This is a genomic window from Alcaligenes nematophilus, from assembly GCF_026344155.1.
In the GTDB taxonomy this organism is placed as follows: domain Bacteria; phylum Pseudomonadota; class Gammaproteobacteria; order Burkholderiales; family Burkholderiaceae_B; genus Alcaligenes; species Alcaligenes phenolicus.
This window is the reverse complement of sequence record NZ_JAPKMZ010000003.1, coordinates 117,714-144,661: the sequence shown is the minus strand read 5'-3', so window position 1 is coordinate 144,661 and position 26,948 is coordinate 117,714. Positions and strand designations below refer to the sequence as shown.

27 protein-coding genes and 1 riboswitch are annotated in these 26,948 nt (G+C 57.5%); of the genes, 12 read left to right on the top strand and 15 right to left on the bottom strand.

The window, feature by feature from the left end; genetic code table 11:
- Positions 1-39 precede the first annotated feature (39 nt).
- The 4 genes from rsmB to OSH04_RS09390 are packed head-to-tail and all read left to right on the top strand — an operon-like array spanning position 40 to position 5,030.
- Positions 40-1,344, top strand: coding sequence for a 16S rRNA (cytosine(967)-C(5))-methyltransferase RsmB (rsmB, locus tag OSH04_RS09405; protein WP_009458588.1), 1,305 nt, complete (start codon positions 40-42; stop codon positions 1,342-1,344).
- A gap of 48 nt (positions 1,345-1,392) precedes the next feature.
- Complete coding sequence (locus OSH04_RS09400; protein ID WP_026483737.1) at positions 1,393-1,977, top strand: DUF4390 domain-containing protein; 585 nt, start codon at positions 1,393-1,395, stop codon at positions 1,975-1,977.
- A complete protein-coding gene (locus tag OSH04_RS09395) occupies positions 1,977-4,313 on the top strand; it encodes a sensor histidine kinase (protein ID WP_266108474.1) in 2,337 nt (778 codons plus the stop codon). The genes OSH04_RS09400 and OSH04_RS09395 overlap by 1 nt, the downstream gene beginning before the upstream one ends.
- A 21-nt stretch (positions 4,314-4,334) precedes the next feature.
- The gene (locus OSH04_RS09390) at positions 4,335-5,030 is read left to right on the top strand and encodes a response regulator (RefSeq protein ID WP_266108327.1); all 696 of its coding nucleotides are present in this window, start codon (positions 4,335-4,337) and stop codon (positions 5,028-5,030) included.
- A gap of 112 nt (positions 5,031-5,142) precedes the next feature.
- On the opposite strand, the gene OSH04_RS09385 is transcribed toward OSH04_RS09390, so the two are convergent.
- The 3 genes from OSH04_RS09385 to OSH04_RS09375 all read right to left on the bottom strand — a co-directional run bounded on the left by OSH04_RS09385 (position 5,143) and on the right by OSH04_RS09375 (position 7,925).
- Entirely contained in the window at positions 5,143-5,634 is a 492-nt protein-coding gene (locus OSH04_RS09385; RefSeq protein ID WP_266108326.1) for a 6,7-dimethyl-8-ribityllumazine synthase, read from the bottom strand.
- Positions 5,635-5,731: 97 nt separating this feature from the next.
- A riboswitch (FMN riboswitch) is annotated at positions 5,732-5,874 on the bottom strand.
- Positions 5,875-5,907: 33 nt separating this feature from the next.
- A complete protein-coding gene (locus OSH04_RS09380) occupies positions 5,908-7,248 on the bottom strand; it encodes a HAMP domain-containing sensor histidine kinase (protein WP_137430623.1) in 1,341 nt (446 codons plus the stop codon).
- A complete protein-coding gene (locus OSH04_RS09375) occupies positions 7,245-7,925 on the bottom strand; it encodes a response regulator transcription factor (RefSeq protein WP_266108325.1) in 681 nt (226 codons plus the stop codon). The genes OSH04_RS09380 and OSH04_RS09375 overlap by 4 nt, the downstream gene beginning before the upstream one ends.
- An 83-nt stretch (positions 7,926-8,008) precedes the next feature.
- On the opposite strand from OSH04_RS09375, the gene OSH04_RS09370 reads away from it, so the two are divergent.
- Complete coding sequence (locus OSH04_RS09370; RefSeq protein WP_266108323.1) at positions 8,009-10,030, top strand: TonB-dependent receptor domain-containing protein; 2,022 nt, start codon at positions 8,009-8,011, stop codon at positions 10,028-10,030.
- A 7-nt stretch (positions 10,031-10,037) separates the two neighbouring features.
- On the opposite strand, the gene OSH04_RS09365 is transcribed toward OSH04_RS09370, so the two are convergent.
- Positions 10,038-10,952, bottom strand: coding sequence for a methyltransferase domain-containing protein (locus OSH04_RS09365; protein ID WP_031232879.1), 915 nt, complete (start codon positions 10,950-10,952; stop codon positions 10,038-10,040).
- An 81-nt stretch (positions 10,953-11,033) separates the two neighbouring features.
- On the opposite strand from OSH04_RS09365, the gene OSH04_RS09360 reads away from it, so the two are divergent.
- On the top strand, positions 11,034-11,783 hold the full coding sequence (locus tag OSH04_RS09360; protein ID WP_239054714.1) for a ComF family protein: 750 nt from the start codon (positions 11,034-11,036) through the stop codon (positions 11,781-11,783).
- 54 nt (positions 11,784-11,837) lie between these two features.
- Positions 11,838-12,308, top strand: coding sequence for a tRNA (cytidine(34)-2'-O)-methyltransferase (locus OSH04_RS09355; protein WP_060185351.1), 471 nt, complete (start codon positions 11,838-11,840; stop codon positions 12,306-12,308).
- A 148-nt stretch (positions 12,309-12,456) separates the two neighbouring features.
- Here the strand turns inward: OSH04_RS09355 and OSH04_RS09350 are convergent, their stop codons facing one another.
- The 5 genes from OSH04_RS09350 to OSH04_RS09330 all read right to left on the bottom strand — a co-directional run bounded on the left by OSH04_RS09350 (position 12,457) and on the right by OSH04_RS09330 (position 15,742).
- Complete coding sequence (locus OSH04_RS09350; protein ID WP_035270263.1) at positions 12,457-13,455, bottom strand: Bug family tripartite tricarboxylate transporter substrate binding protein; 999 nt, start codon at positions 13,453-13,455, stop codon at positions 12,457-12,459.
- A gap of 78 nt (positions 13,456-13,533) precedes the next feature.
- A complete protein-coding gene (locus OSH04_RS09345; RefSeq protein WP_407066157.1) occupies positions 13,534-14,586 on the bottom strand; it encodes an NAD(P)H-dependent glycerol-3-phosphate dehydrogenase in 1,053 nt (350 codons plus the stop codon).
- Entirely contained in the window at positions 14,586-15,074 is a 489-nt protein-coding gene (secB, locus tag OSH04_RS09340; protein ID WP_266108322.1) for a protein-export chaperone SecB, read from the bottom strand. Before secB ends, OSH04_RS09345 begins: the two co-directional genes overlap by 1 nt.
- A 39-nt stretch (positions 15,075-15,113) precedes the next feature.
- Positions 15,114-15,371 (bottom strand): glutaredoxin 3, encoded by a 258-nt coding sequence (gene grxC, locus OSH04_RS09335; protein ID WP_009458616.1) that lies wholly within the window; start codon positions 15,369-15,371, stop codon positions 15,114-15,116.
- Between the two features lie 23 nt (positions 15,372-15,394).
- Positions 15,395-15,742 (bottom strand): rhodanese-like domain-containing protein, encoded by a 348-nt coding sequence (locus OSH04_RS09330; protein WP_226349166.1) that lies wholly within the window; start codon positions 15,740-15,742, stop codon positions 15,395-15,397.
- Positions 15,743-15,903: 161 nt separating this feature from the next.
- Here OSH04_RS09330 and gpmA point away from each other — a divergent pair, with 161 nt between their 5' ends.
- The 4 genes from gpmA to OSH04_RS09310 all read left to right on the top strand — a co-directional run bounded on the left by gpmA (position 15,904) and on the right by OSH04_RS09310 (position 20,690).
- Positions 15,904-16,650, top strand: coding sequence for a 2,3-diphosphoglycerate-dependent phosphoglycerate mutase (gene gpmA, locus OSH04_RS09325; protein ID WP_266108321.1), 747 nt, complete (start codon positions 15,904-15,906; stop codon positions 16,648-16,650).
- A gap of 3 nt (positions 16,651-16,653) precedes the next feature.
- Positions 16,654-18,228 (top strand): murein hydrolase activator EnvC family protein, encoded by a 1,575-nt coding sequence (locus OSH04_RS09320; protein WP_083054738.1) that lies wholly within the window; start codon positions 16,654-16,656, stop codon positions 18,226-18,228.
- Between the two features lie 164 nt (positions 18,229-18,392).
- Entirely contained in the window at positions 18,393-19,904 is a 1,512-nt protein-coding gene (locus OSH04_RS09315) for a S41 family peptidase (protein ID WP_021447177.1), read from the top strand.
- Between the two features lie 15 nt (positions 19,905-19,919).
- Positions 19,920-20,690, top strand: coding sequence for a HesA/MoeB/ThiF family protein (locus OSH04_RS09310; protein ID WP_035270273.1), 771 nt, complete (start codon positions 19,920-19,922; stop codon positions 20,688-20,690).
- Positions 20,691-20,709: 19 nt separating this feature from the next.
- Here OSH04_RS09310 and OSH04_RS09305 read toward each other — a convergent pair whose 3' ends face one another.
- Positions 20,710-21,639, bottom strand: coding sequence for an AraC family transcriptional regulator (locus tag OSH04_RS09305; RefSeq protein ID WP_266108320.1), 930 nt, complete (start codon positions 21,637-21,639; stop codon positions 20,710-20,712).
- 195 nt (positions 21,640-21,834) lie between these two features.
- On the opposite strand from OSH04_RS09305, the gene OSH04_RS09300 reads away from it, so the two are divergent.
- On the top strand, positions 21,835-23,289 hold the full coding sequence (locus tag OSH04_RS09300) for an aldehyde dehydrogenase family protein (protein WP_266108319.1): 1,455 nt from the start codon (positions 21,835-21,837) through the stop codon (positions 23,287-23,289).
- A 6-nt stretch (positions 23,290-23,295) separates the two neighbouring features.
- On the opposite strand, the gene OSH04_RS09295 is transcribed toward OSH04_RS09300, so the two are convergent.
- The 5 genes from OSH04_RS09295 to OSH04_RS09275 form a co-directional block, all read right to left on the bottom strand.
- Complete coding sequence (locus OSH04_RS09295; protein ID WP_035270278.1) at positions 23,296-24,021, bottom strand: pyrimidine 5'-nucleotidase; 726 nt, start codon at positions 24,019-24,021, stop codon at positions 23,296-23,298.
- Positions 24,022-24,024: 3 nt separating this feature from the next.
- Positions 24,025-24,921 carry an acetylglutamate kinase gene (argB, locus tag OSH04_RS09290; protein WP_009458643.1) on the bottom strand — a complete coding sequence of 299 codons (897 nt, stop codon included), beginning with the start codon at positions 24,919-24,921 and terminating at the stop codon, positions 24,025-24,027.
- A gap of 76 nt (positions 24,922-24,997) precedes the next feature.
- The gene (locus OSH04_RS09285) at positions 24,998-25,498 is read right to left on the bottom strand and encodes a peroxiredoxin family protein (RefSeq protein ID WP_060185346.1); all 501 of its coding nucleotides are present in this window, start codon (positions 25,496-25,498) and stop codon (positions 24,998-25,000) included.
- On the bottom strand, positions 25,495-26,184 hold the full coding sequence (locus OSH04_RS09280) for a BON domain-containing protein (protein WP_266108318.1): 690 nt from the start codon (positions 26,182-26,184) through the stop codon (positions 25,495-25,497). Before OSH04_RS09280 ends, OSH04_RS09285 begins: the two co-directional genes overlap by 4 nt.
- Complete coding sequence (locus OSH04_RS09275) at positions 26,181-26,774, bottom strand: phosphoheptose isomerase (protein WP_009458645.1); 594 nt, start codon at positions 26,772-26,774, stop codon at positions 26,181-26,183. Before OSH04_RS09275 ends, OSH04_RS09280 begins: the two co-directional genes overlap by 4 nt.
- Between the last annotated feature and the right edge of the window lie 174 nt (positions 26,775-26,948).

Below are 26,948 nucleotides of genomic sequence, written 5' to 3'. Positions count from 1 at the left end.
GACGCCCATCTTTCTCCCTCTTTGCCCCTGTCTGAAGTCATGTTGCTGAGTGCGCGCAATATTGAAGGCGTACTGGCAGGCAAGTCCCTGACTGAAAGCCTGGCTGCAACGCCAGCGCCTGCCCGTGCGGCGGTGCAGTCTGTCAGCTTCCATGTTTTGCGCCGTCTGGGCCATGCCCGTCAGATTCGTATCACGCTGGTGCCGCGCCAGCCCAGCAATACCTGGCTGGATGCCTTGCTGATGGTGTCGCTGGCCTTGCTGGATACAGCCATGCGTGTGCAAGAGGATGCCAAGGCTTTTGAGGATCGCCCGGATGTGCCGGTCTATGCCGTGCATACGGTGGTGGATCAGGCTGTGCGTGCGGCTGATAGCCAGGCTGCGCTGCGTCTGTCCAAGGGCTTGGTGAACGGGGTGCTGCGTCGCTTTACACGCGAGCGCAAGATGATCCTGTCTCAGGTAGAGAGCCGTCCCGAAGCACGCTGGAATCATCCTGGCTGGTGGGTCAAGGAATTGCGTCGTGCTTACCCTCGTGATTGGGAAGCGCTGTTGCAAGCGGCCAATCGCCCCGGTCCTTTGACCTTGCGCGTGAATCAGCGTCGTTGCTCGGTGGAGCGCTTGCAGGCGGTGCTGACGGAAGCCGGTATTGCGTCCAGCAGCCCCGGCACGGGTGCCGTTACCTTGGACAAGGCCATGCCGGTTCAGGCGATTCCTGGGTTTGATCTGGGCTGGTGGTCGGTGCAGGACTGGTCGGCTCAGCAAGCCGGTCTGCTTTTGCCGGTCAAGGATGGCATGCGCGTGCTGGATGCGTGCGCGGCCCCGGGTGGCAAGACCGCTCATTTGCTGGAGCAGGCGGATGTTTCCTTGTTGGCCCTGGATTCGGACGGCGAGCGTCTGGAGCGCGTAGGTCATAACCTGCGTCGTCTGGGCCTGGCTAGCGACAAAGTTCAATTGAAACGGGGCGATGCGGCTCGTCCTGCTCAGTGGTGGGATGGTCAGCCCTTTGATGCCATCCTGGCTGATGTGCCTTGTACCGCTTCGGGTATTGTGCGTCGTCACCCCGATATTCGCTGGTTGCGCCGCGAGTCGGACATTGCCGATACCGCACGTTTGCAAAGCTCTATACTGGATGCCTTGTGGTCCACATTGCGGCCAGGCGGGCATTTCCTGTATTCGACCTGCTCGATTTTCCCGGCTGAAGGGGAGCAACAGGTCGAGGCATTTTTGGCCCGTCACCCCGAGGCGCAGCTTTTGGACTCTCCTGGCCAGATTTTGCCCGGCGTTGCGGGACGATCGCTGGCAGATGGCGACGGTTTTTTCTACGCCTTATTTACGCGCCCGGTTTGACTTGTCACAATTAGGGCTCTGACTTTGTCCTTTTTGCGGTTAATCACGATGTGGCGCGTTTTTCTGTCTTTTCTGCTGATTTTCAACTGCGCGCTAAGCTCGGCCAATACCATTGTGCCGGTCGCTACGTCGGGAGAGCGGGTCGTCAAGGTCGAGCCCCATATTCGGGATGAAAAACTGTATATCGACGCGGATGTCGAATTCGAGTTAAGCCCGGAATTGCGCACCGCTGCCGAGAAAGGGGTGCCGCTGTATTTCACGGTTGAAGTGGAATTGGCCAAACCCCGCTGGTACTGGTTTGACAAAAACGTTGTCAAAGAACAACAAACTTGGCGGGTTGTGTATAACGCCCTGACCCGTCAGTGGCGCGTGGGCACCGGGGACCTTTCTCTGCCCGAATCCTCCATGAACGACGCATTGGCCATGCTGCGGCATATTCGCGGCTGGGCCGTGGCCTATGTGGCTGATCTGGACCGCGACCAGGAATACCAGGGTCGTGTGCGTTTGCGCCTGGATACCTCTTTGCTGGCCCGTCCGTTTCAAGTGGACGCCATCAATAGTTCTGCCTGGACATTGGCTACTCCATGGAAAACCTTTTCCTTTTCCGTCTCCGTCGACGAGCCCCAACCTTGATACGTTGGATCTTGCGCACCGCTCTGTTCGGAGCGGGTGTTAGCGCGTTGGCGCTGTTTTCTCTTCTTGTCTGGTCTACGGGTAACGCTTCGCGCTATGCGCAGCAGTATGACTTGCTGCTGGTGCTCAACGGTGTACTGGCCGCCACGCTGATTTCCTGGGTGTTGTTGCTGACGATTCGTCTGTTCAGACAAATACGCCGGCGTCAGTTTGGTGCCCGCATGACGGCGCGCTTTGCCTTTTACTTCACCTTGATCGGCATTATTCCGGGGGCATTGATTTATCTGCTCTCGGTGCAGTTCATGTCACGCTCGATCGAGTCCTGGTTCAACGTGCGGGTGGATACGGCCCTGGAGTCGGGCTTGAGCCTGGGCCGTGCCGCCCTGGATTCGCAGCTCAATGAGCTGGAAGGTCGTGCCAATGAAATGGTGTCGGCACTGAACAAGGCGGATAGTGCGCAGTACAGCAGCTTGCTGATCTCCTTGCGTGAGAACAGCGGGGTGACGGAGGCAATGGTATTTTCGGGCAATGGTCGTCTGATTGCCTTTTCCTCGGGCCGCTATGACACGCTGCTGCCTGATATGCCGCCCTCCAGCGTGATGAATCAGCTGCGTATTGCAGGCCGCTATTCGGCTGCCGAGGTGGATGATGATGCGCCTGTTCACGACAACGGCCTGGACGAAGGCGGGGTTCCCGCAGAGTCCACAGGTTTGCGCCTGCGTACGGTTCTGCCCCTGGCGGATCCTAATCGCTTTACGGCAACCTTGAGTGGCACGGCAGACTCGCGCTGGCTGCAGGTCATTCAGCCTGTGCCGGACAAGATTGCACGTAATGCCAACCAGGTACAGCAAGGGTTCCGGGATTATCAGGAGCTGGCTTTGTCTCGCCAGGGTTTGCGCAAGCTCTATGGCATTACACTGACGCTGGCCTTGATTCTGGCGGTGTTTACGGCTGTGGCGGCTGCCTTGGCCTTGTCGCGCCGCCTGACGCGTCCTTTGTTGACATTGGCTGCCGGGACGCAGGCGGTAGGAGTAGGGGACTACCGGGCTTTGCCTGAGCCACCTGCCAAAGATGAAGTAGGCCAGTTGACCCGCTCTTTCAATGCCATGACTCGGCAACTGGATGAAGCGCGCCGCATGGTCGAGAAAAATCGTCTGCAGCTGGAACGCTCCAATATGTACCTGGAGTCCGTGCTCAGTAATCTGTCCAGTGGTGTACTGGCGTTTGACGAGATGTTCCGCGTCACCATGTTCAACCAGGGGGCGCAGCGTATCTTGCAGGTGGACTTGCGCTCCATCAAGGGTCGTCCGCTGGAAACGCTGGAAGGGGCCATGACCTTTGCCTCGGTGATACGTGAAGCCTTTTCCACGCATCAGGCCATGGGCTCGGATCATCCTTACTGGCAGCAGCAGTTTGAATTGGAAATGCAAGAAGGTAATGAAGCGCGTGATACTATCGTCACCGTTTTGGCCCGTGGTACCTTGCTGCGTGTAGATGGTCAGCCAACCGGGTATCTGGTGGTGTTTGACGATATTACCGACGTGATTTCCGCCAGCCGTCTGGTGGCCTGGAGCGAAGTGGCTCGACGCCTGGCACACGAGATCAAGAACCCGTTAACGCCTATTCAGTTGTCGGCCGAACGACTGGCCATGAAACTGGAGTCGCAGCTGGATGAAGTCCATGCTGCCATGTTGCTGCGTTATACCAATACCATCGTCAATCAGGTCAGTTCGCTGAAAAAGATGGTGGAAGATTTCCGAGAGTATGCTCGTAAACCGGCGACTCAGATGCAAGCTCTGAATCTGAACGAGCTGATTACCGAAGTGCTGACTTTATATGGTTGGGACCCGGAAGAAGGCATGGTCCGGGACGATGGTTATAGTGTGGCAATTGATGTGGAGCTGGACCCTGATTTGCCCATGGTTCAAGGCGACCCCACGCAGCTGCGGCAGGTTATCCATAATCTGCTGGCCAATGCTCGTGAAGCGGCTGCCCAGGATCAATCACTTGACCAGGCGCATGTATTTGTTAAAACCATGATTGCGGGCGTAGAAGGTTCCGACTCTTCTGATGCGGTCAGTTTTGTGGTGTCAGATAACGGGCCTGGTTTTGATCCCCAGATGCTGGTGCGCGTTTTTGAACCTTACGTAACCACCAAGCCCACCGGCACGGGTCTGGGACTTGCTATAGTTAAGAAAATCATCGAGGAGCACGGCGGCAGAATCGATGTTTCCAATCGTCGTGAGGGGGGGGCTCGCATTTCCATCCTCTTTACCCGGCTTGCTGGCCAGCATATTCGTCTGGACTCTGGGCGGCGAGCAAACGATAATGCGTAAAAATCACGTAGGTGACGTTTTATGGCCAGAATTCTGGTAGTTGATGACGAAATCGGCATTCGGGAACTTTTGTCGGAAATTCTTTACGACGAAGGGCACACCGTGCAATTGGCAGAGAATGCCGCCCAGGCTCGCGAGGCACGCTTGCGGGGCCGCCCCGATCTGGTCTTGCTGGATATCTGGATGCCAGACACTGACGGTGTCAGCCTGCTCAAGGAGTGGGCTTCTCAAGGCTTGCTGGATATGCCAGTGGTCATGATGAGTGGTCACGCCACAGTGGATACCGCGGTGGAAGCAACCCGTATTGGTGCGGTGGACTTCCTGGAAAAACCCATCACCATGCAGCGCCTGCTCAAGACCGTCGCCTCGGGTCTGGAGCGTACCGTTGCACCCAAGGCGCTGGCAGCCGCTGCCCGCCCGGTGGTTCAAGGTGGTGATCGCCGCCCTGAAACCGCCACAATGGCTCCCGGTATGGCACCTGCCGTGGCCGTCCCTGAAGTCGAGCAGGATGAGTCCCAGCTAGGCAGCATTTCTTTGGATCTGCCTTTGCGCGAAGCGCGTGACGAGTTCGAGCGCATTTATTTCGAATATCATCTGCGCCGCGAAAATCACAGCATGACGCGTGTGTCGGAGCGTACTGGTCTGGAACGCACCCACTTGTACCGCAAGCTTAAACAGCTGGGTATAGACTCGTCGCGCAAGCGTAACCAGTCTTGATACAGTAGTTACCAAATGCATGGCCAGCAAGCTTCTGGCCAGCTCTGGCGCTGCGGGTAAAAGCAGCCCCGGGGGGGGGGATTGAGGCGGCCTTTTCAGGCCGCCTTGTCGTTTAGAGAGCGGCGACGGATGTCGCAGGCAGTGCCTGCAATTTGCTCATGGTATCCAGGCATGTACGGGCCGCTTCCTGGCCCTTGATCACAAAGTGACGGTGGAAGTAATCGTGGTGCTCTTTGCCATCATGGAAATGGTGTGGAGTCAGCACGACTGAAAACACGGGCACGTTGGTGCTGAGCTGGACTTGCATCAAGCCTTGAATCACTGCGGTAGCCACAAAGTCGTGGCGATAGATGCCGCCATCAACCACCAGACCCGCAGCGACAACAGCAGCGTACTGCCCCGATTGGGCTAGACGTTGTGCATGTAGCGGGATTTCAAAGGCGCCGCCCACTTCAAAGAAGTCGATCAGGCTGCTGTCGTGGCCCAGGGCTTTGACTTCGTCGATAAAACCCAGTCGGGCCTGATCCACAATGTCCTTGTGCCAGCAAGCTTGAATAAAGGCGATACGGGGAGCCAGAAGATTGGCTGAGGTAATACTGTTCATGTTGATTTCCTGTTTTATGACAACAAAAACAGGGCATGCAGGAAGCAGGATAGCTCAAGCCCATAGCAGGATGACTCCTGTACAGGTTATGAGGGTATCCCGTTCTCTCTTTATCCGGACTATACCGTCGGCCCCGGAATCACACCGGGTCTGCTGTCCCTGACCTCAGGTCAGGCGCTCGCGGGCTAGGCTAGTGCCATTACCGCCGGTGGGGACTTGCACCCCGCCCTGAGAACGTAGTTGGCCGGGGAGGCCAACCGGACGAGTTTACCGCTAAACCGTTTTTTTGTCAGAGGCGGGAGCCGCTAGTGGCAGCAAGAGCCTCAGAGTGCAGGGTGCGCCGGGCAGGAACTGGGCCTGGCCACCGTGGCGCAGCAAAATCTGACGCACAATCGTCAACCCCAGGCCCGCTCCTTTGCTGGCGCTGTCTTGCTTGTGAAAGCGCTCAAAGGCCAGATGAGCTGTTTGCGCATCCAAGGCTGCACCTTGATCGCTGATATCGATCGCGCATTGGTCTGGCTGTGGGTTATGCAAATGCAAGCTGACCGTGCCTTTGCCATGTGTTAGGGCATTGTCCAGTGCGTTGACAATGGCTTCGGACAGATCGGCCTCACAGGCTTGAACAGTATCGAGCGAACTATCATCGTGAAATTGGATCTCTCGATTGGCCTGCTCGAAAAGCGGCCATAAGTCTCCCATCACACGGCGGCACAACGGTGCCAAGGCTGTGTGGTCTGTTAGCTCCGTAGCCTGCTCCTGCTTGCGGGCCAGGCTGAGCCATTGGCTGACCAGACGCTGTAAGTGGGTAATATCCTCGCGCAGCAAATCCCAGTCCTGCTCGCTGTGGTGTTCAGCCGTTTGCAGACGCAAGGACATCACAGCTAATGGGGTGCGCAGTTGATGCGCGGCATCTGCGACCAGTTGTTGTTCATGGTGATAGGCCTGCATCAGGCGGTCCAGACTTTGATTGACGGCCTGTGCCAAGGGACGAATTTCTTTGGGCAGTTCAGTGACCGGCAAGCGCAGCTCGGGTTGAGCAGGGCCCAGCGTCGCAGCCAGATTTGCCGCTTGTCGTACCGGGCGCAAGGTCCAATGAATCAGCCAGGCGATCAACAACAGACCCAACGCACACACCGGCAGCCACAAAAGCAGTGAGCGCCACATGCGGGTTTGCAGCAAGGCTCCGATCAGCTCTCTTTCGCGCTGGTCTCGTTTGGCGACCATCAGGATTTCGCCACTGGGCAGCGTGACCGAAACCGAAACTACATAGCCACTGCGATGCTTCAGTCTGAACAAGGCCAGCTCGTCTTCGGGCTGAGCAGGGCGCAGGCGTCGTGGACTTGCCAGATTGGATGAGGCCTGGAGCAGCTCACCCTCGGCGCTGTACAGCGAATAGGACATTTCCCCACCGGCGTACTGACGCGGCAAGCTATCCAATGATTCCGAGGGTTTAAAGTCGCGGGCAATTTCTTCGGCCTGCAAAAACAGGCTGATGCGGCGCAGCTCGTCTCGTGTATCGAACAAGGACAGGGCCAAAGTGCAAAAGCCCAAGGCCAGCATCAGCAAAAGGCTGATCAGTAATCGCCCGCGCAGACTGAAGGCGCGCCTGCTCACAGAGCGCGCAAGCGGTAGCCCACACCGCGCACCGTGTCGATGCAAACCAGGGCATTTTGCTCGCGCAGCTTGCGGCGTAGTTTGGAGATCAACGCTTCGATGGCATTCAGACTGATGTCGGTCTGGTTTTGATAGAGCTGCTCCAGCAAATAATCCTTGACCAGCAAACGGGGGCTGGCCTGCATCAGCTCCAGCAAGAGCAGGCTTTCCCGCCGTGGCAACATCAAGGCTTGGTCATTGACCCAGGCTTGTCGCACTTCAGGCTCGAATCGTAGATTCGCGATCACCAGTTGCTGGTAACGATTGGGCGCAGCCCGCCGCAGGATTGCGCCAAGGCGGGCCTCCAGCTCAACCAGATCAAAGGGTTTGAGCAGATAGTCGTCCGCACCGCCACGCAGCCCTTGTATGCGATTGTGGACGGCATCGCGCGCACTCAAGATCAGGCAGGGCAGGCGCTGGCTGCGATCTGGGCGATGCAACTGCGCCAGAACTTCCATGCCGTCCATATCGGGCAATCCCAGATCCAGAATCAGGGCGTCAAAGCTATGTTCTTGCAGCAGGGCAAGACCAATCCGCCCCGTCGTAGTGGTGCGAATTGCATATCCCTGCCCTTGCAGATGGCTTGCCAACAGGCTCAACAAAGGCCGGTGGTCTTCAATAATCAGAATAGTTTTCATCAGACTACGGTCAGAAACCGGGCTCATGATAGTAGCAAATAGAAATGAGTTTGGTTCGTATTATAAATAATGGAAGAAGTCTGATGAAAATGAGAACGGGTCTGCGTTGGCCCTTGGCCGCCTTATCCTTGGCGTGCATGTCCGCCTGGGCTCAGGAACGCAATGAAGTTGAGCGGTTAAGTGCAATCTCGGTGACCGCCTCGGGATTCGCTCAGGAGGTGGTGAGCGCACCAGCCTCTATCACCGTGATTCCGCGCGAGGAGCTGGAGGGGAAACGCTTTGAGTCTTTGGCCGATGCCTTGCGCCAGGTGCCGGGCGTCAGCATTTTAGGTGGCGACAAAGGGGCTATCTCGATTCGCGGCATGGAGTCCGAGCATGTGCTGGTCTTGATTGATGGTCGTCGCCAGGACATGCGTCAGATCACTATGAAGGGTGGGGTGTCTGAGGCTCTGGACATGAACTGGATTCCCCCGCTGGAAGCCATTGAGCGTATCGAAGTGGTGCGTGGCCCCATGTCGACCTTGTACGGCTCTGAGGCTTTGGGCGGAGTCATCAATATTGTGACGCGCAAAGTGGCCGACAAATGGCACGGCTCCTTGACCGGTGGCTATACCTTGCAGGACAGTGGTTCGGCTGGAAATAGCGGCTCGGCTGATTTGTACTTGTCTGGCCCCATCGTGCCGGGGCGCTTGGGCTTGCAGTTCTGGGGCTACCACAAGCAACGTCAGGAAGATCAGGTGTTGAATGGCTTTGCGCGTGCCAAACGTCAAAACGGTACGGTGCGTTTGTGGGCAACCCCCAATAACAATCATGAGTTCATGTTTGAAGCTGGCCGCACGACCCAGCATTTCTGGACCACCCCCGGCAAGTCATTGGCTTTGACGGGCAAGGCCAATGAAAACGAGTACGTGCGCGACAGCTATACGCTGGCCCATACGGGGCGTTGGGGCCGCTTTGATACGGAGCTAAGCCTGAACCGTGAACAAGCCTATCGCGATGGCCCCACTCAAAGCGCCCGCCCTGATCTTCGCAATACCGTGATTGATGGCAAGCTCACCCTGCCTTTGGCCGATCACATGCTGGTGGGTGGTTTTCAGTGGCGCAAAAGCGAGTTGAAGGCCGATGGCTACTACGCCAATCCGAATGGCGCAGGTGTGGATACTTCCGTGCGTGAATACTCCCTGTTCCTGGAAGATGAATGGAGCCTGAGCCCATCCTTCGCCCTGACTGGCGGCGTGCGTATGGACGACAACGAGTTCTATGGCCGTCACTGGACTCCCCGTTTGTACGGTGTCTGGAGTGCGACGGATGCCTGGACGCTGAAAGGCGGGATCGCCAAGGGTTTCAAGTCTCCGACCATCATGCAAAGCAATCCGCAAATCGGTTTGCCGCAGCGTGGCGGTGCTTATACCTGGGGCAATCCGGATCTGGAACCTGAGGTCAGCACCAACGTAGAACTGGGCTTGTACTTTGACGATGGCGGACCGTTGAGCGCCAACGCTACTTTGTTCCACACCCGCTACAAAAACAAGATCGCCAATACCGGCTCGCGTCAGCTGTACTACCCCGATGGCCGTCCTGTGCCACCGGACCCGTATACCAACAGCATGTATAGCACCTACTTCAATATCACTGAAGCACGGGTTCAGGGTCTGGAACTGGGCTTGGCCTATCGCTTTAACGAGCAATGGAAAGTGCGCGGCAGCTATACCTTTACGGACTCCAAGGTGCGTAATGGCAGCGCCACTATCCTGGGCTTTGGCTACCCGCAGTCTGAAGGACAGCCCTTGGTGGCGACCCCACGCAATATGGGCAGCCTGACCGTGGACTGGACGCCGAATGAAGCCGTGTCAGCCTTCTCGACCTTGAACGTGCGTGGTCGGGAAACCAATATTTCCTGGGGACAGGGCGGTGCTGTCAGCGAAAGCATGGGGACGATTGCTACGGTGGATCTGGGAGCCAGCTGGCGTGCCAGAAAAGATCTGAGCTTGAGCGCGGCCGTCTATAACCTGACCGATCGTCGTCGCGACTCGGGTACCAGCGGAGCCTATTCCTATGCGGAAGATGGCCGCCGCTTCTGGTTGCAGGCCGAATACCGCTTCTAAATGCGGTTTATTCCTGGGGTTTGGGGCGGCGGCTGATTGTGGAGATCGGCACGCTGACCTCGCCCTGGGTGCTGCGACGGCTACGAGCGCGCCAGGCGTGCCCGTAAGCAATTTCCAGACTCAGATGCAAAGTGCCGTCCATATGGCGCTGTTTCTCCAGCGCATTGAGCAGGCGTTGACGCCAGGGCAGGGTGCTCAGGCTGGCCTTGCGTTGTGGGTGCGGATTGCCGCCCAGCAGACGCAAATCATCCAGCAGTTTTTCAGCGCTGCGATACGTCAGCGTCACGACCTCCTGATCCATCACGGGATCAGCAAAACCGTTTTCCAGCAACAGATCGCCAAAGTCGTGCATGTCCACGAATTCCAGCGTTTGGGTGCCCAGATCCGCTTGCTCCATGGCACTGCGCAGCTCGGCAAAAGAGCCGGGACCCAAGCAGGAGAACATGACCAGCGTCTCGGGTTTCAGCAGGCGGTTCCATTCAGCCAGGACTCGATGCGGTTCCGGGTGCCAGTGCAGGGCCATGTTCGACCAGACCAGCTCCTGGCTTTCTGCGGGCAGGCCGCTATTGGCCATATCGGCCTGAACCCAGTTGGCAGCAGGGGTAGGTTGGTTGCGCAGTTTTTGCCACAGGCTGGGTTTGGATTGGTAGCGCTCGCGGGCAACCTCCAACAGCTTGGCGCTGCGATCCAGACCGGTGTAGTTCATATCCGGGTAGCGGGAACGCAACGGTTCCAGTGCGTGGCTGGCACCACAGCCGGCATCCAGAATATGAGTGGGTTGCAAGCGCACCAAAGCCAGCCGGGACAACATCCGTTGGGCGACTTCACCATAAAGAAACTGAGCGTGATCCAGGGGAGCGCGGCGATTGAATTGCTGCTCGACGTGGGCGGAGTTGATTGGTAAAGAAGGTAACTGGGACATAGTTGCGCGGACGTTGCTGGCCTGGATCAGTGGCATGTGCTGTGATCGAATCAGCCTGGCTCTGAAAGGTAATGATCTATTATGGCGCATCCCCTGTTTCGGCGCGAGCCGACCCATCGTCTTGTAGGGATTCCACTGCTGGCACGGCCTTGTGTGCTGTGCGGATTACGTTCGCAAAGTGGCGCACTGTGCCGCTTTTGCCGACACGCGCTGGCAACACCCGCCCAGGATTTGCGCTGCCCTCGTTGTGCTTTGGCCTTGCCGCCCTTGGCTTTACTGGCCTGCCCGGATTGCGGAGCAGGGCAATTGTCCCTGCAAGCGACGGTTGCCGGATTCGATTATGAACATCCTGGCGATATGCTGATACATGCGTTTAAAATTTCCCGTCGGCTGGAAATGGCAGCGGTGTTGGCGGAACTGATGGTGCAGCAATGGCGTAGGCATGGGCCTGTGCTGAACGCCGCTTGCCGGGTCATTCCAGTGCCTTCGCAGCGTAAAGCCTTGCACCGGCGGGGCTTCAATCCGGCAGCGGTACTGGCCAGGCGCGTGGCGCATTCATTGGGATTGTCAGCTCGTTTGCATATCGTCGTGGCGCAAGCACGGCATGAGCAGGCACAGAAGAACTTGGGGCGTCAGGCTCGCAGGCAGGCCATGCGGGGTGCTTTTAACCTACGGGAGTCGCTACAAGGGTGTGATGTGCTGTTGGTCGATGATGTGCTGACCACAGGGGCCACTTTGGACGCCTTGGCCCGGGCCTGCCGTTTGGAGGGTGCACAGTCTGTTTATGCCTTGGTCGCTGCACGAGCTCCCTGGAAATTGAAGGCATCCTAGCCCTGTATACTTCGTCGCTTGTTCGCGGCTTTTTCTGCACTTTTTAGGTTTTTCATGTTTCATATCGTCCTGGTTTCGCCCGAGATCCCCCCCAACACGGGTAACGTCATTCGACTGGCGGCCAATACAGGCTGTGTCTTGCACTTGGTGCGGCCCCTGGGCTTTGAGCTTGAAGACAGCAAGCTGCGTCGTGCCGGGCTGGATTATCACGAGTGGGCGCAAGTGAAGGTGCACGACAGTCTGGAAGAAGCCCTCCAGGCCACGGGCTCCGCGCCTGATCGCGCGTTTGCCCTGACTACACGTGGCAGCCATTTGCTGGCTGAGCAAAGCTTTCAGCGGGGTGATGTATTTGTGTTTGGCCGCGAAACCGCAGGCTTGTCTGCAGAACAACTGGCCTTGTTTCCCAACGAGCAGCGGATTCGTCTGCCCATGTTGGCGGGGCAACGCAGCTTGAACCTGTCCAATGCCGTGGCGATTTGTGTTTTTGATGCCTGGCGGCAAGCGGGTTACGAAGGTGGTGTTTAAGTTTGTGCAGAGACAGGCCGAAAGGGTGTAGTCCTGGGCGACGCCACATTTGTCATTGAACGGCGCGTATTTATTTTTGAGTGATGGCTGCAAAGAAAACGGCCCCGCAAGTCTTGAATTTGCAGGGCCGTTTTTTTCGATCTTGTCCTTATTCCAGCGACAGATTCAGGCGTTCAATCACCTCATCCCAACGAGCTTTGTCGGCAATGATCTTGTCCGTCATCTCCTGCGGGGTGGAAGGCTCGGACGAGAAGTAAAAGGCGTTGAGCTTGGCCTTGATGTCGTCGCGTTGCAGGATGGTGGTGATTTCCTGGTTCAGGCGTTTGACCACATCGTCCGAGGTATTGTGGGGCACAAAGAAAGCATCCCAGGAAATCGCCTCGAAGTTTTCCAGACCGGCTTGTGCCATGGTGTCCAGACCGGGCAGCAATTCGCTGGGCTGCAAGGAGGTTACGGCCAGAGCTTTCACCTTGCCCGCTTCAACCTGGGGCATGGCAATGCCGGGCACCATGAAGGCGGCGTCAATGTCGCCACCAATAATGGCGGTCAGGATTTGTGGAAAGCCCGAGTAGGGGATTTGTTCCAGTTTGATATCAACCGCATGTTCCAGCATGGCCATGGCCAAGTGGGCCGAGCTGCCGGGGCCAACTGAACCGTAGTTCAATTCGCCGGGACGAGACTTAGCCAGGGCAATGAACTCTTCCACCGTGTTGGCGGGCGAGTTGGCCGGCACGACCAGCACGTTGGGGCTGGTGCCAATCATGGAGATGGCCTGCAAGTCTTTCAGCGGGTCGTAGCCCAGCGAGGTCTTGTACAGGGTGGGGGCGGTCACCATGGGACCATTGATGGTCAGCAGCAAGGTGTAGCCGTCGGGCTTGGCATGCGCCACAAAGCGCGTGCCGATATTGCCACCAGCACCAGGACGGTTATCAACAATGACAGTTTGGCCCAAAGCTTGGGACAGGGGCTCGGAAATGGCACGGGCCAGGGCGTCAGGCGAGGAGCCTGCTGGAAAGGGCACGACCATTTGAATCGGGCGCTCAGGCCAGCTGGATTGGGCCAGAGCCGATTGAGCCAGCAAACCAGTGCAGGCCAGCCCCAGGACGGAGCGGATCAGAAGATCACGAGAACGAGCAAGCAATGACATTGTTTTATTCTGAGTAAGAGACGGTTGACTGCCGTTCTGGCAGCGCGGGTGAAGTGCCAGATCGGGCAGACGAAGGTATTAGTGGCCTTCCTGCTTTGCCTCGCGGGTAAGCAAGGCGTGGACAGCTTCGCGCGGGGCCAGTTTTTCAAACAGGATTTGGCAGACCGCGGCGGTAATCGGTAATTCAATCTGGTGCGCTCGGCCCATTTCCAGAACCGAACGGGCACAGCGTACACCTTCAGCGGTAATGCCGGTGGCCAGGATGCTGTCCAGGCTTTCACCAGCACCCAGCGCCAGGCCTACTTGGCGATTGCGGGACAATTCGCCCGTAGCCGTCAGGACCAGATCTCCCAGACCGGCCAGGCCGGAGAAGGTTTCTGCTTGACCACCCAGGGCAACACCCAGGCGCTGCATTTCAGCCAGGCCTCGGGTAATCAGGGCAGCACGGGCGTTATGGCCCAGGCCCAGAGCGTCGGCAATGCCACAGGCAATGGCCATGATGTTTTTGACAGCGCCGCCCACTTCCACGCCGATCATGTCGGTGCTGGTGTACAGGCGCGCTTGCTTGCCATGCAAAGCCTCCAGGGCAATGCCGGCCATATCAGCAGGTTCGCAGGCCAGTGTCAGCGCAACAGGCAGGCCTTTAGCCACTTCCAGGGCGAACGAAGGGCCAGAGAGCACGGCACGGCCTAGCCAGGGATGGTCGGGCAGGCTTTCACGCACAATCTGGTGGGGTAACAAACCGCTTTCCTGATGGAAGCCTTTACAGGTCCAGACCAGCAGGACGGGATGGCGGCGTGTGGCAGGCAGGTACTGCGCCAGATTCACACAGGTTTGCGACAGACCACGCACAGGCACGCCCAGAATCAGCAGGGCAGGGCCGGTGTCATCAGCCAGGGCAAACTCCATGACTTGCTGCAGGCTGTCGCTGGCCTGTAGCGAGTCGGGCAGCACGACATCGGGCAGGTAGGCTGGATTGCGATGATCCTGCCCGATGGCTTGTGCGGTTGATGCTTTGCGCGCCCATACCATCGTGGGAGCCTGGGTGCTGGCCAGAGCGGCCAAGGCCGTTCCCCAGCTGCCTGCGCCCAGGACTGCAACACGAACAGGAGTGTGCGCGTTTGACATCATCAGGCCTGCAAAGGCTGGCCGTCAGCGGGGGTGGCTTGCTGGGCCAGACGCTGCTCGTACAGGGACTGGAAGTTCACTTCAGTCAGGTGCAGGGCAGGCAGGGAAGTGCGGTTGATGGCGTCGGCCACGGCAGCGCGCAAGTAAGGGTACAGCATGGTGGGGCACACAATGCCCAGCAGGGGTTCGAGCTGCTCTTCAGGAATGTTGGCAGCTTCAAAGATACCGGCTTGGGTGGCTTCGACCAGGTACATGACCTTGTCGCCAATGCGTGTGGTCACAGTAGCGGTGACGGTGCTTTCGTAGACGGTGTCAGCCAGGCGTTGGCCGCCCACATTGATGGACACTTCCACGGAAGGGGCCTCTTGCTCCAGAAAGATCTGGGGAGCGTTGGGCATTTCGATGGACAGGTCTTTGATGTAGGTGCGCTGCAGGCTGAAGCTGGGTTGTTGAGCTTCTTGGTCAGCGGCTGGGGTGTTCTGGTCGGCCATGGGTGATCCTATGGGATAAAAAAATTGTTAGAAAAAAAATCAGGCAGCCAGCAGAGGCAGCAGGCCACCTTCGCGGTCCAAAGCGGCCAGATCATCGTAGCCACCTACATGGGTGTCGCCAATGTAGATTTGGGGAACGGTACGCCGACCGGTGCGCTCCATCATGAGAGCGCGCTGTTCGGGTTCGCGATCAATCATGATTTTATTGATTTCAGTTACGCCGCGTTGCTTGAGCAGCATTTCAGCGCGCACACAATAAGGGCACACCATTGTGGAGTACATCGTGACTTTTGCCATGAGAGCCTCGTAGAAGGGGGAGCTTACGATTTTTTGACGGGCAGACTGGACTGCAGCCAGCCTTGAATACCGCCTTGCAATGTGTAGGCTTCGTTGATGCCGTGCTTGCGCAGGACGGCCACGCTGCGCGGAGCGCTGCGACCGGTATCGCACACCAGAATGACAGGCTTGTCTTTGGGCAGTGTGCTGGCCTTGGCGTCAAGGTCGGCAGCAGGAATGTTGCGAGATTGTGCAATTGCCCCGGCCTTGAACTGATCGGCGCTGCGCAGATCAATCAAAATAGCGTCTTTCTGGTTTACCATCTGTACCGCTTCCGAGCTTGAAACTGCGCGTCCCGCACGGCCTTTGAAAAAGCTGGGTATTAACAGCATAATGCCGGCAAGCACCGCAATTGCTAAAATTAGAAGATTGTTCTGACTTAAGATGAAGTCCACGTTAAATCCTGTTGATTACCAAGAAAAGCAAGAAAAAAGGGCAAGATCACACGATTATAGAGTGGCGCCAATTTTTCAACCTCGAGGCTGTTTTTACCATGTATAAACTTGTACTGATGCGGCACGGCGAAAGCCAGTGGAACCTGGAGAACCGGTTTACTGGCTGGACCGATGTCGATCTTACCGAAACCGGGCGTCAACAGGCAAAGCAGGCCGGTGATCTGCTTAAAGAAAACGGTTTTGAGTTCGACCTGGCTTTCGCGTCGGTCCTCAAGCGCGCTATCCGTACCTTGTGGATCGCCCTGGATTCGATGGACGCCATGCACACCCCCATAGGTTTGAGCTGGCGCCTGAACGAACGCCATTATGGTGCTTTACAGGGCTTAAATAAAGCCGAAACCGCACAAAAGTACGGTGAGGATCAAGTCCTGGTCTGGCGTCGTGCCTACGCAATCGCTCCCGAGCCCGTCGCTGAAGACGATCCACGCAATCCGCGTTTTGATGCTCGCTACGCTCGTGTGCCAGTTGATCAACTGCCTCGCACCGAGTGCTTGCAAGACACCGTAGCCCGCGTGGTTCCTTTCTGGGACGAGTCCATTGCTCCTGCAATCCGCTCCGGCCGTCGCGTTCTGGTGACGGCTCACGGCAACAGCTTGCGCGCGCTGATCAAGCACCTGGACGGCATCTCTGACGAGGACATCGTTCACCTGAATATTCCTACCGGCCAGCCTTTGGTGTACGAGCTGGACGAAAACCTGCGTCCTATCCGTCATTACTACCTGGGCGACCAGGAAGCGATTGCGGCTCAGATGCAAGCCGTGGCCAATCAGGGCAAGGCGCAGTAAATAATGTGGCGCTACAGCGTTTGCCTGTTGCTGGCAGCCTGGACCTTACCGGCCCTGGCTGCTGATCCGGACTTGGCCGCCCGCCAGGCCCAGGCTCAAAAGCAGCAGGCAGAGCTGCGCCAGAAGATCGAATCGCTGCGCAAAACCATCGACACCAGCGAAAGCTCGCGTCGTGATGCCGCCAATGCCTTGCGCGAATCCGAGCAGGCTATTTCCGATATCGATCGCACGCTGGCTCAGATCGAGCAGCGGCAGGAACAATTGCACCAGCAGCTAGGTACGCTGGGCAAACAGATCAGCGAACAGCAAGTGATCAAAGAGCAACGTCAGCAGGAGCTGGCCGAGCAATTACGAGCGCAATACGCCAATGGTGTGTCGCCCTGGTCTGCCCTCTTGTCGGGTGATGATCCCAACGCCATTAACCGCGAATTGCATTACCTGGGCTATGTCTCGCGTCAGCAGACCGAGCAGGTTCATAAAGTACGTCGCACCGTAGAGCGTCTGGATCGCTTGCAGACCCAGGTTGCCGCGCGTGAGAAAGAGCAGGAGCAACTGGCCAAGGAGGCCGCGGCTCAGAAGGAAGCTCTGGAAGAACAAAAAGAAAAACGAGCCAAGGTGGTGGCTGACATCAGCGCCGAGCTGGAACGCCAGCGCGGTCAGGCTGCCAACCTGCAAAGTAATGACAAACGGCTGGGAGATTTGATCTCCGGCCTGGAAACTGAAATTGCCCGACAGGCCGAGCTGGCCCGTCGCGCCGAAGAACAACGCCGACGGGAAGCGGCGCGCCGTGCAGAGGAAGCGCGCAAAGCCGAGCTGGCTCGTCAGCAAGAGTTGCAGCGTAAAGCCAAACAAGAGCAGGCCGCCCGTGAACAGGCGCGTCTGGAGCGCGAGCGGGAGTTGCTGGAGCGGGCTCGTGCCACGCAACCGCCTTTGCCTGCGGCCTTGCCACCTAGCAAGCCGGAACCTGCTGCGCCACAGAAGCCAGATCCGGAACCCATGATTCCGCGTCCACCGCTGACCTACACGCCGCCGACCGCGAACGAGCGTCTCTTGTCAGACAGCCTGGAAGCGTCGTCCGAGCCTAGCGAGCCGATCAGCAAACCGGCCACTCCCAAAGTGCGCGAGGTTCAGGTCGTTGAGGAGCCCGTTGAGCAGGCATCTGCTCCCGCCTTGGAACCAGAAGGTGGTTTCCAGGGTCTGAAACGTGGCTTGCCTTATCCGGTACGCGGCGAAATGCAAGGTAAGTTCGGGGCTGAACGTCCTGATGGCGGCATTTGGCGCGGTATTGTGTTGCGAGCACAGGCCGGCACCACGGTTCGCGCGGTAGCTCCAGGCCGAGTGGTTTTTGCCAGCTGGATGACCGGTTTTGGTAATTTGCTGATTATTGATCATGGTCGCGATTACTTGAGTGTCTATGCCTATAACCAGAGCACCCTCAAGCAAGTAGGCGATATTGTGGGGCGTGGGGATGCGGTTGCGCGGGTGGGAGCCACCGGCGGCCAGGTTGAACCCGGCCTGTACTTTGAGTTGCGCCATCAAGGCAAGCCAATCAATCCGCAGGTTTGGTTAGGTTCCTAAGCCACTTTTGCCTGCGGTGCTTACGTTTGCTCGCATTTGTTGCGCGGGGTAGCGACTCCAGCCCAGTTCACGCTGGTCGACGCTTTACGCTACTCTTATAATGCATGGTCGGGTCAGCTCCGGGAGGTGGCCCCGTCTTGAATCTGAAAATAATGGGAATGTGCATGAGCACTCGAAGGATTGGCAGCATTGGTCTAGTGGCAGCAGGTGCTGTGGGCGGTATCTTGATCAGCCTGGGCATTACTGCGGTCGCTCAACGCGGCGAGCCATTGCCTTTGCGCGAACTGCAGCAGTTCGCCAATGTGTTCGCTGCCATCAAGAACACGTATGTGGAGCCCCTTACGGATCAGGCCCTGGTCAATAACGCGATCAAGGGTTTGTTTACCGATCTGGATCCGCACTCGGCCTATCTGGATGCCGACGCTTTCAAGGAAATGGAAGCCATGACCCAAGGCGGGTTCGGCGGTCTGGGCATAGAGATTGGTAGCGAAGACGGGATGCCTAAAGTTATCTCGCCTATCGAGGATACGCCTGCGGCGCGCGCCGGTATTCTGGCGGGCGACATCATCACGCACATCAATGGCAAACCCACCAAGGATTTGAGCCTGAATGATGCCGTCAAGCAAATGCGTGGCGAGCCCAAAACCTCCATCAAGCTGACTATCCGTCGTGCTGGACGTGACAAGCCGCTGGAGTTCAACCTGGTGCGTGATGTCATCAAGGTACGCAGTGTGCGCTCCAAGATGCTGGCTGACGATGTGGCTTATGTACGCATTGCCCAGTTCCAGGAACGTACCGCTGCTGATCTGGTCAAGCAGTTGTCCGAGGTTCATAAAGGCCCAGGCGCACCAAAAGGCTTGGTGATTGACCTGCGTAACGACCCCGGTGGCTTGCTGGAAAGCGCTATCGGCGTGACTTCCGCCTTCCTGGATTCGGGTGATCTGGTGGTTTCCACCAAGGGCCGTATTCCTTCCTCCAACCGCGAGTACTACGTCAAATCCATGCAGTCCGTTCTGGGCGAGCTGGATACGGACGCGGATGTTCTGAAGAAACTGGATTGGCTCAAGAACGTGCCTATCGTGGTGCTGGTAAATGTGGGTTCGGCCTCGGCGTCGGAAATTGTGGCCGGTGCTTTGCAAGACCACAAACGCGCCACCATTATCGGTAACCGCACCTTCGGCAAGGGCTCGGTGCAAAGTGTGGTCCCTCTGTCCGAGGAATCGGGCCTGAAACTGACGACTGCCTTGTACTACACACCTAACGGTACTTCCATTCAGGTAACGGGTGTCCAGCCGGACGTGGTCGTGGATGACACCGCCCAGGGCAATCTGTTCCGCTTGCCGCGCGAAGTGGACCTGAAGCGTCACCTGGTCAACAGCAAGGTGGATGAAACTACCGAAGAAGAACAGCCTGATCTGGGTATGAGCCCGGAATTCAAGATGTTTGAATTCGGTGGTGACGACGACTTCCAGTTGCAGCAAGCGCTGAACCATCTGGCTGGCCGTCCTGTGATCAAGAATGATCCAGCCAAAGTAGCTGCCGCCAAGGAAGCGGCTGCCAAGCGCGAAAAGGAAGTGGAGTCCGAGTCGCCGGAAAAAAAAAGTCCCCTGAGTCAGCAACCCAGCGTTGAGCGGTTCCGAATCACCCCCAAGGGGCTCGAACCGGTAAAGCCGTAAACACAGGTTCCTGACGTGGAAGATCAGCAATTACTGCGCTATGCGCGGCATATTCTGCTCGATGAATTCGGGGTAGAAGCGCAGGAGCGAATTCTGGCTTCTCGCATCCTGGTCGTTGGAGCCGGGGGACTGGGTTCCCCCGTGGTGGCTTATCTGGCGGCCTCGGGTGTGGGCTCCATCATTCTGGTGGATGATGACCAGGTGGAATTGAGCAATCTGCAGCGTCAGATTGCTCACACCACCGATCGTCTGGGCTGGGACAAGGTTGAATCTGCCAAGCTGCATATCGAGCAGCTCAATCCCGAAGTGAAGGTGACACCCGTCGTTCAGCGTCTGGACGAAGCGGGCTTGATGCATTGGGTTCAGCAAGTGGATCTGGTGCTGGATTGCTGCGACAACTTCGCAACCCGCCATGCGATCAACCGTGCCTGCGTGGCATTACGTAAACCTTTGGTGTCAGGTGCAGCGATTCGCTTTTCGGGTCAGGTCAGTACTTACGACTTGCGTCAGCCCGAAGCTCCTTGCTACCACTGTCTGTTCCCTGAAGCGGACGACGTCGAGGAACTGCGTTGCGCTACCACAGGCGTTCTGTCGCCTTTGTTGGGTATGGTGGGCAGTGCGCAGGCGGTCGAAGCCTTGAAGCTGTTAGGCGGCTTCGGAGAGCCTTTGGTGGGCCGTTTGCTAAGTGTGGATGCCTTCAATATGAATTGGCATACCGTACGTTTCCGCAAAGATCCGGCTTGCCCGGTATGCGGTTCAGCGGCTGAACACGCCGATCACGCTTGATCTGTTTCTGATCTCTGCTTCACGACTTCAGGCCATGAGCATGAAAATGGCCCGGCGTGATGCCAAAGCGCCGTCTAAATTGGCGGTGAAAGTAAGACAGATCCGAAAATCCCACTGAATAGGCTATTTGCGCCACCGTGTTGGACGGTGTCTGGCGCAGCAGCTGTGCCGCTGCATCAAGCCGCAGCTGCATTAACTGGGCTGTAAAAGTACTTCCCTGTGCTTTGAACAGTTCCTGAACGGTACGCGGTGCCATACCCAGGTGCTTGGACAGGGCCGCAATATTCAAAGCGGGATCACCTAGTCGATCAGACAGATAGCCCAGTGCATCTTCGTACCGAGCCGCGCTTGGAGCAGGCGGGGCAGAGCGCCGCTCGTTAATGCTCATGGCCAGCAGGTCGCGCAGACAACGCCAGGCCTGATCGTGCTGATTCGCCCGCAAGTCATCGGCAGACAGCAGCAAGCCTTGCAGATAGTGTTCCAGCAAGTGCAGGCTGGCGCCTTGCGCCAGGGGCTGGGCGACCACGTCATTCAAAGGGCCGGTATAGGGCAACAGCCCCTCCAGCGGCAAACGCAGCGTGGTCATGATGACCTCGTCCACAAAATCCAGTGTGAAGGGGCTGGTGCCTATATTCAGGCTCAGGCTCCCGGCGGGGAGCCATTGCTCACGCCCGTTCTGAATCAGGCGGCAGTGGCCTTGTTGATGCACATTCAAGAACAACCAGGGCTGATCCGTTTGCGGCCTGCTTGTGCTGACCCGATAGGGCTGAGCGGTCAGCCGGTTGATCGCTACCTCCCCCAGACGTTGCGAGCGCAAGGTGCCATGAAAGTTTTGTCCGTGGCACTGCGTTTGCACATGCTGAAAGGACAGTGAAATGGCTTGAGTCCAGAGCTTGGCGCCTTGTCCGGGTGGCAAAGCCTGCGTATCCCAGTGGTAGTTCGTGCTCATGCGTTTTTTTCCGTCTTCTGCGCCATTGTCCAGATTGGGCTGCGCCCCAGTCCACGACACAGAGAGGCATTCGGCTCAAGAATAGTATCTAAGACAGTACTGCATGGTGAGCTATGGCGCACCTCGGTGGCTATCGGGTTTAACCATGAAGGGTGCCCAAAGCGCACCTGGAGACAACACAGGAAAGGAGCAGTCATGACAGAGCAGCTAAAGCAGGTCTACCCCTACATCAACGGACAGGCCTGGAAATCAGAAGATCAGTTGCATAAGGACCTGGTCAATCCCTATACGGGCAAACCGCTGGCTCGCGTTTTTCTGGCGACCAAGCAGGACATTGAAGAAGCGCTAGCCAGTGCAGAACGTGCACAGCGCATCTGGGGCAAGATGCTGGCCCGTGAACGTGAAGCGATTTTGTGCCGTGCGGCCGACATTGTGGAACGCCGTCGCGACGACATCGTGCGTGTGCTGGTTGAAGAGGGCGGTAACGTCTTTGGCAAGGCCATGTTCGAGTGCGATTACATCGTCAGCACCTTCCGTATTGCCGCCGGTCAGACCCGCGATATTCGGGGTGAAACCATGCCGTCGGACCTGCCAGGGCGTATTTCCATGAGCATTCGTCGTCCTTTGGGCGTGGTGGCTGGGATCGGGCCTTTCAATGCACCTTTGCTGCTCAATGGCAAGAAGTTGGCCCCGGCACTGGCGGCGGGTAACAGCTTCATCCTGAAGCCTTCGCCGCATACGCCTATGGCTGCCTTGATGTTTGCCGAGATTCTGGAAGAAGCCGGTCTGCCTCCCGGTGTGTTGACCGTTCTGCTGACCACCGACGAAGCTCTGGGCGATACCTTGTTCTCTGATCCGCGCGTCAAACTGGTGACTTTCACGGGCTCGGCTCGAGTGGGTCGTATCCTGGCGGATCTGGCTGGTCGTCATCAAAAGCGCATTGTGCTGGAGTTGGGTGGTAAAAGCCCGGTCGTGGTGCTGGATGATGCCACGCTGGATTACGCTGTGCGCTCCGCCGCTTTCGGCATCTATTTCAATCAGGGCCAGGTGTGCATGGCCAACTCGCGCATCATTGTGGAGCAGGGCATTTACGATGCGTTCTGCGAAGCCTTTGCCAAGCAGGTGGCTCGTATTCCTACTGGTGATCCTGCTTTGCCACAAACCGCGGTTGGTCCGCTGATCAGTTCCGAACAGGCTGATTTTGTGCAGGCCCACATTCAGGACGCCGTCTCCAAGGGGGCAACCTTGCTGGCAGGTGGTGGCCGCGAAGGCAATGTGATCCAGCCTACGGCCTTGTGCGATGTGACCCCGGACATGCATCTGTACCACGAGGAGACTTTTGGGCCTGTGGCTGCCATTTATAAGGCGCGTGACTATGAGCATGCTCTGGAAATGGCTAATGACACTTCCTACGGCTTATCCTCTGCCATTCTGACCAACGATCTGCAAAAGGCCATGGATTTTGCCGAGCGTATCGAGGCAGGTTCGGTTCACATCAACGACAACTCCTTTGATGATGATCCGAATGCGCCTTTCGGTGGCTTCAAGGACAGTGGCTACGGCAAGGAAAATGGCCGCTACTCGATTGCGGACATGACCGAATTGAAGTGGGTCACCATTCAGCAAGGGGAGCGCCAGCTGGCGTTCTAAGCAGGCCTAGGGACGTGGCCAGTTCTTGACCAGTTGTGCGATGCGGTTGATGCGATGGTCAACATACGGGCTGCGTCCATGATACAGAGCGCTAAATGGAGTGCCTGCGTTATAGATATGGATGGTTTGCATCCCTAACTGGCGGGCACTTTTCAAATTGCGCAGGGTGTCTTCGACCAGAACAATGTCGCGGGCCTGGGATTTCAGCACGGCCAGAGCCTGCTTCATCAATGCCTGAGAGGGCTTGGGGCGATAACGGCCTTGCAGCTGCATATGCTCGATGGCCCATAGCCCGTCAAAGACAGGCAGCAGATTCAAGGCTTTCAAGACGCGCTGTGCGTACTCCAGCGGTGCATTGGTCAGCAGCAGTTTGTAGCCAGGCAGACGGCGCAATTGGTAGGCCAGGCCTGGTTCGGCGCTGATCAGGGAAGGCACGTCAAAGTCGTGAGCGTGTCTCAGGAATGTCGCCGGGTCTGCTCCATGGTGGCGTTGCAGGCCGATCATGGTGGCGCCATAACGCTTCCAGTATTCCAGACGCAGCCGGTCGGCCTCATCCATATCCACGCCCAGCGTTTGCGCCACGCCGATGCGCATGCGTCCATCAATCGCCTGGAAAATGCCTTTGGAGGCATTGTGCAGGGTGTTATCCAGATCAAACAGCCAGATGGTTTCATCTGGCTGACAGGCTGACAAAGGCCGTGCCCAGGCATGGGCACGGATAGGAGCGCGCACGGATTAGTGCGAGCTGATCATGGTGCCCACACCACGGTCAGTCAGGATTTCCAGCAACAGGCAGTGAGGGACACGGCCATCAATGACATGTACGGAGTTGACGCCATTGCGCGCTGCATCCAGGGCCGAAGAGATCTTGGGCAGCATACCGCCGGAGATGGTGCCATCAGCGAACAGTTCGTCGATGGTCTGAGCTGACAGGCGACGCAACAGTTGACCTGCCTTGTCCAGCACACCGGGAGTGTTGGTCAGCATGACCAGTTTTTCAGCGCTAAGCACTTCGGCCATCTTGCCGGCAACGACGTCGGCATTGATGTTGTAGGCCTGACCGTCCTCACCGTATCCAATTGAGGAGATCACGGGGATGAACTGATCGTCCTGAAGGGCTTTGACCACTTCTGGCTGGATGCTTTCAATATCACCCACAAAACCAATATCCAGCAGCTCGCCAGGATGCTCGGCATCCGGCAGCATTTTCTTGGTGACGCGAATCATGCCACCGTCTTTACCGGTCAGGCCCACTGCCTTGCCACCGGCTTCATTAATCATCATCACGATGTCTTGCTGCACCTGCCCGCCCAGCACCCACTCCACCACTTCCATGGTTTCTGCATCGGTGACGCGCATGCCCTGAATAAAGGTGCCTTCTTTGCCCACTCGCTTGAGCGCGTCATTGATCTGGGGGCCGCCACCGTGCACCACAACGGGGTTCAGGCCAACCAGCTTGAGCAAGACGACGTCATGGGCAAAGCTGCGCTGCAACGCTTCTTCAGTCATGGCGTTGCCACCGTATTTGATGACGACGGTCTTGCCGTGGAAACGACGAATATAGGGCAGGGCCTCGGACAAAACTTCTGCTTTGACGGTCGAGGAGTAATTCTGCGAATCTGTGGTGCTCATTGATGCGCTCACTTGAAGAAAACCCGGGTCCACTGCTGGTACCCGGGGTTATGTGGCTGGGGGCAGAAACAGGCTTTTAGCTGCTGGCCAGGGCTTTTTCGACGGTGGCAATGAATTCCTGCTTGTCGTAGTTACCCAGGTAGCGCTTGATGATGTGGCCCTGTTTGTCGAGTAAAAAGGCAGTGGGCGTCAAACGGACGTCCCCAAAAGCCTTGGCGATTTCGCCCTTGTCGTCATGGACAACCGTGAACGGCAGTTGGCGGGATTGGGTGAAGTTGCGCACGTAGTTGATGGGGTCGTGCTTCATGGCCACGGCCACAATATCGAACCCTTTGCTGGACATGGCATTGAAGTTCTCAATGTTGTCAGGCATTTGCGCCACGCAAGTGGTGCAGTCCGTGGCCCAGAATTTCACCAGGACGACCTTGCCTTGCAAGTCTTTGGTTTCAAAGTGCTTGCCATTCAGATCGGTAAAGGCGACATCCGGGGCGCTGGCCTTGGTGCTGCCGGACATGGTCCAGACGCCCAGACCCACGGCAATGGCAACAGCAAGGGCAATGATGACTACTTTTTTCATTGGACGGGCATGACTTCTACAGAGGAGGCGGGCGCAGGCTCAGATGCAGGGGCCGCTGTGCCAGAACTATTGCTTGGCTGATTATTGGTGCTCAAAGGCTGTGCCAGGCTTTCGGCGCTGACGTATTCAAAGAGCTTGGCCACCTTGTTCACGCCAGGGACGCTGGAGGCAGCAATCGCGGCGCGTTCGCCTTCTTCACGGGTGACGCGACCCAGCAGATAGACCACGCCACGCTCGGTGGTGGTGGAGATCGTGCGGCTGGGAACGTCTTTGGCGTTCAGCAAGGCGGTGCTGACTCGGGTGGTGATCCAGGAGTCGTTCGAGCGTACGCTCAAGGGGGTAGGTTCACCCACACGCAGCTCGTTGACCACGCGGTTTACCTTATCAACTTTGGAAACCAGGCGAGCGGCTTCTTCCTTGTCGGCCTGGGTAGGCACATCACCCGTCAGCAGGGCAACCCCGGCGTAAGACGTGGTATTGATGCGGCCTTCCTTGTTTTCCAGCAGGCGGCGTGTTTCCGCACCGGCTTTCATGACAATGGTTTTGTCCTCGACCTGCTCGCCCGTAGTGCGGCGGTCGGTAGCGACAACGGCGGTTGTGGCAGCAGCGCCGCCAACTACCAGCAGACCGCAACCGGTCAGCGTAGTGCTGGCCAGCAGGGCGGCCAGAATCAAACGGTGTTTCATAGTGGATCTCCGAGCAGCAGCGCATCAATGCCATCGCACATGGCGTGCAACAGAACAATGTGTACTTCCTGAATACGCATGGTTCGATCGTGCGGGACGCACAGATGGATGTCGGTATCCGAGAGCAGATCGGCAATTTGTCCGCCGCCCTTGCCAGTCAGGGCAATGATGACCATATCGCGCTCGCGAGCCGCTTCGATGGCGCGGATTACGTTTGGCGAATTGCCGCTGGTGGAGATGGCCACCAGAATATCGCCAGTCTGGCCCAAGGCACTGACCTGGCGTTCAAAGATGCTGTCAAAGCCATAGTCATTACCCACCGCCGTCATGATGGAGGTGTCGGTATTCAAGGCAATGCCAGCCAGGGGCAAACGGTCGCGCTCAAAGCGGCCCACCAGCTCAGCAATAAAGTGCTGGGCGTCGGCTGCTGATCCGCCGTTTCCGCAGGCCAGAATCTTGCCGTCGTTGGCCAGGGTGGCAAACAACAGCTCGACAGCGGCGGCCAAAGGTTCGGCCAGTTCGCGTGTGCTGGCTTTGAGAGTATCGACGGAATCGTCGAAATGCGAAGTCATTAAGGCGATAAGGTCCATAGCGCGCATTATCGCACGGAGAATTTCCCCGTGGGGCAGGCAGATCGTGTCATGTTGAAAAAAACGCCACGGTATTGAAACCAGATGCTGTAACAGGGCCGAAATACGGCGTGGCGGCTGGGTTTTTTGTATAGGACAGCGTTCTTGTCTGAAAATTCCCAGGGCGGCTTTGCT

Excerpts from the sequence above, each read along its gene's own strand:
- rsmB (WP_009458588.1), top strand. The coding sequence starts at position 40 with ATGTTGCTGAGTGCGCGCAATATTGAAGGCGTACTGGCAGGCAAGTCC.
- OSH04_RS09400 (WP_026483737.1), top strand. The coding sequence starts at position 1,393 with ATGTGGCGCGTTTTTCTGTCTTTTCTGCTGATTTTCAACTGCGCGCTA.
- OSH04_RS09390 (WP_266108327.1), top strand. The coding sequence starts at position 4,335 with ATGGCCAGAATTCTGGTAGTTGATGACGAAATCGGCATTCGGGAACTT.
- OSH04_RS09385 (WP_266108326.1), bottom strand. The coding sequence starts at position 5,634 with ATGAACAGTATTACCTCAGCCAATCTTCTGGCTCCCCGTATCGCCTTT.
- OSH04_RS09375 (WP_266108325.1), bottom strand. The coding sequence starts at position 7,925 with ATGAAAACTATTCTGATTATTGAAGACCACCGGCCTTTGTTGAGCCTG.
- OSH04_RS09370 (WP_266108323.1), top strand. The coding sequence starts at position 8,009 with ATGAAAATGAGAACGGGTCTGCGTTGGCCCTTGGCCGCCTTATCCTTG.
- OSH04_RS09365 (WP_031232879.1), bottom strand. The coding sequence starts at position 10,952 with ATGTCCCAGTTACCTTCTTTACCAATCAACTCCGCCCACGTCGAGCAG.
- OSH04_RS09360 (WP_239054714.1), top strand. The coding sequence starts at position 11,034 with ATGGCGCATCCCCTGTTTCGGCGCGAGCCGACCCATCGTCTTGTAGGG.
- OSH04_RS09355 (WP_060185351.1), top strand. The coding sequence starts at position 11,838 with ATGTTTCATATCGTCCTGGTTTCGCCCGAGATCCCCCCCAACACGGGT.
- OSH04_RS09350 (WP_035270263.1), bottom strand. The coding sequence starts at position 13,455 with ATGTCATTGCTTGCTCGTTCTCGTGATCTTCTGATCCGCTCCGTCCTG.
- OSH04_RS09345 (WP_407066157.1), bottom strand. The coding sequence starts at position 14,586 with ATGATGTCAAACGCGCACACTCCTGTTCGTGTTGCAGTCCTGGGCGCA.
- secB (WP_266108322.1), bottom strand. The coding sequence starts at position 15,074 with ATGGCCGACCAGAACACCCCAGCCGCTGACCAAGAAGCTCAACAACCC.
- grxC (WP_009458616.1), bottom strand. The coding sequence starts at position 15,371 with ATGGCAAAAGTCACGATGTACTCCACAATGGTGTGCCCTTATTGTGTG.
- OSH04_RS09330 (WP_226349166.1), bottom strand. The coding sequence starts at position 15,742 with ATGCTGTTAATACCCAGCTTTTTCAAAGGCCGTGCGGGACGCGCAGTT.
- gpmA (WP_266108321.1), top strand. The coding sequence starts at position 15,904 with ATGTATAAACTTGTACTGATGCGGCACGGCGAAAGCCAGTGGAACCTG.
- OSH04_RS09320 (WP_083054738.1), top strand. The coding sequence starts at position 16,654 with ATGTGGCGCTACAGCGTTTGCCTGTTGCTGGCAGCCTGGACCTTACCG.
- OSH04_RS09315 (WP_021447177.1), top strand. The coding sequence starts at position 18,393 with ATGAGCACTCGAAGGATTGGCAGCATTGGTCTAGTGGCAGCAGGTGCT.
- OSH04_RS09305 (WP_266108320.1), bottom strand. The coding sequence starts at position 21,639 with ATGAGCACGAACTACCACTGGGATACGCAGGCTTTGCCACCCGGACAA.
- OSH04_RS09300 (WP_266108319.1), top strand. The coding sequence starts at position 21,835 with ATGACAGAGCAGCTAAAGCAGGTCTACCCCTACATCAACGGACAGGCC.
- argB (WP_009458643.1), bottom strand. The coding sequence starts at position 24,921 with ATGAGCACCACAGATTCGCAGAATTACTCCTCGACCGTCAAAGCAGAA.
- OSH04_RS09285 (WP_060185346.1), bottom strand. The coding sequence starts at position 25,498 with ATGAAAAAAGTAGTCATCATTGCCCTTGCTGTTGCCATTGCCGTGGGT.
- OSH04_RS09280 (WP_266108318.1), bottom strand. The coding sequence starts at position 26,184 with ATGAAACACCGTTTGATTCTGGCCGCCCTGCTGGCCAGCACTACGCTG.
- OSH04_RS09275 (WP_009458645.1), bottom strand. The coding sequence starts at position 26,774 with ATGGACCTTATCGCCTTAATGACTTCGCATTTCGACGATTCCGTCGAT.